The following is a 1,728-nucleotide window of genomic DNA, read 5'->3' as shown; positions in this document are numbered from 1 at the left end:
GCTACGGCCCTTCGGGCCTCCGCGGGACGCCCAACGCTATGCACGTTTTGTGCGGGTCACTACGCTCCCAGTTTCGCACAAAACGTGCATAGCATTGGTCGCCCCTGTTGCGGGCGTTATGGTGCCGGTCGGTAAAAATTAGTATCTGTGTCGCTCAACCTTTTGAGCACAGTTTTCGTATCCAGTATTTGGCTTTTGGCCATGGCACATTCAAGCAGTTTCGTTCCTAGAGCGTTCGCTAGGGTTCGGTAGATTCAGGGAATCCGCTGCAGTATTGTGGAGAGCCAGTAAGATAAAAATATGCGGGGGAAAGTGCGGTATTCTTTCCTCGTAATAATCGGGCGGTGGCCAGCCAAGCCGTGGCTGGCAAAGTGCTAGTAGTTGGTCCGGAGCGCGTCAGCCATAACCAGGCTAGGCAGGCTCGCCCATCCCCTTCGGGGCTGGGCTGGACGTCCAACGCTGCGCGTCGGCCGCCCCTGCTAGCAACGTTAGCGTACGTTTATGAAGTACTTAAAACTTGCCGCTCTAGTTTTACTTTTACTCGGCTGTACTAGAGATCCATTACAGGTATCGGTTTCCGAAAAGCAAAGACTATTGCAGAGAATCGATGAGTATTACTCGCTTGAGAAGAGCAATGATTGGGCAAAGGCCTATGAATACCGAAGCTCGGATTTCCGTTCTTTCGTAGATAAAGAGAAGTATGTGAGATTGATGTCAGTGCTCAATGAAGGCTGGCAACTGGAAAACTTCGAACTCAAAGGTGGAGTAGGCGATGAAAGTAGATATATTTATTCTGCCACGTTTGCCGAAAATATCTCACAGTCATATGCAGAGCAACGAGGCCTCTTAGAAGGTCAGGTTACATATTTCACTGAAAATATCATTTGGCGAAAAGAGGATGGTGAGTGGTATTGTGTGTCTTGCGGTATCCGATATAGGCTCGAACTGAATCGAGAGCTAAGAGGTAAGGAGTAGCCTGCGCCGTAGTGAAATACGCTAACAAGGCCGGGCAATTTACTCCGGGCCTGCGGCCCTCCGTGGGACAGCTTACCTTGTGCACGTTTTGCACAGGTCGCTACGCTCCCATTTTTGCGCAAATCGTACACAAGGTAAGCTGCCCCTGCCGGCGGCGTTAAAAGTCTATGAAGCATCTGAATTGCCCCGATTGCAATACTAGAGTTGCAACTAAAACTGTAAAGGCTCGAATTGCATTTCTAGGTGGCTCGCTAGAGTGCGAATCATGTGGTGCTCAGCTAAAGCCCGGTGGTAGGCTTGTTTCTGCGTTAATCGGAGCAGCCGTAGGCAGCGTATTTTTATATGTGGTTTTCTATTCATTAGCAGTAAGTTCATGGCTGCCTGCAATTTCAGTGCTTTTGTTGGGTTGGTTCTTTGTTGGATCTGCCATATATTTTTCAAGGTTTAAGCGTGTTGGCACCAAGCAGTTTCGCATCTAGCCCACAACTTTTAACAAGGCCAGGCAGTAAAACTCCGGGCCTTCGGCCCTCCGCGGGACAGCTTACCTTGTGCACATTTTGCGCGGTTCGCTGCGCTCCCATTTTCGCGCAATATGCGTACAAGGTAAGCTGCCCCTGCTGGCGGCGTTAAGTGAAGGACTTGCCCACGTTTGGTAGACACCCTGTATAGTTAGGTTTCGGCCTAACACGGAGGTGTACCATGGCGAAGAAAAGAACTCAGGCGTATACGGAGGATTTTCGTAGAGAGGCAGTA

1 protein-coding gene is annotated in these 1,728 nt (G+C 50.0%); it reads left to right on the top strand.

What is annotated here, in order from left to right:
• Window positions 1-501: 501 nt before the first annotated feature.
• Window positions 502-975, top strand: a complete 474-nt coding sequence (locus tag LC059_RS17835; RefSeq protein ID WP_226705229.1) for a hypothetical protein — start codon at window positions 502-504, stop codon at window positions 973-975.
• Window positions 976-1,728 lie beyond the last annotated feature (753 nt).

The sequence above is a fragment of the Microbulbifer elongatus genome (genome assembly GCF_020524885.1).
Taxonomy (GTDB): Bacteria; Pseudomonadota; Gammaproteobacteria; order Pseudomonadales; family Cellvibrionaceae; genus Microbulbifer; species Microbulbifer elongatus_A.
The sequence above is the reverse complement of the archived record's forward strand: the minus strand, read 5'-3'. Positions and strand labels throughout refer to the sequence as shown.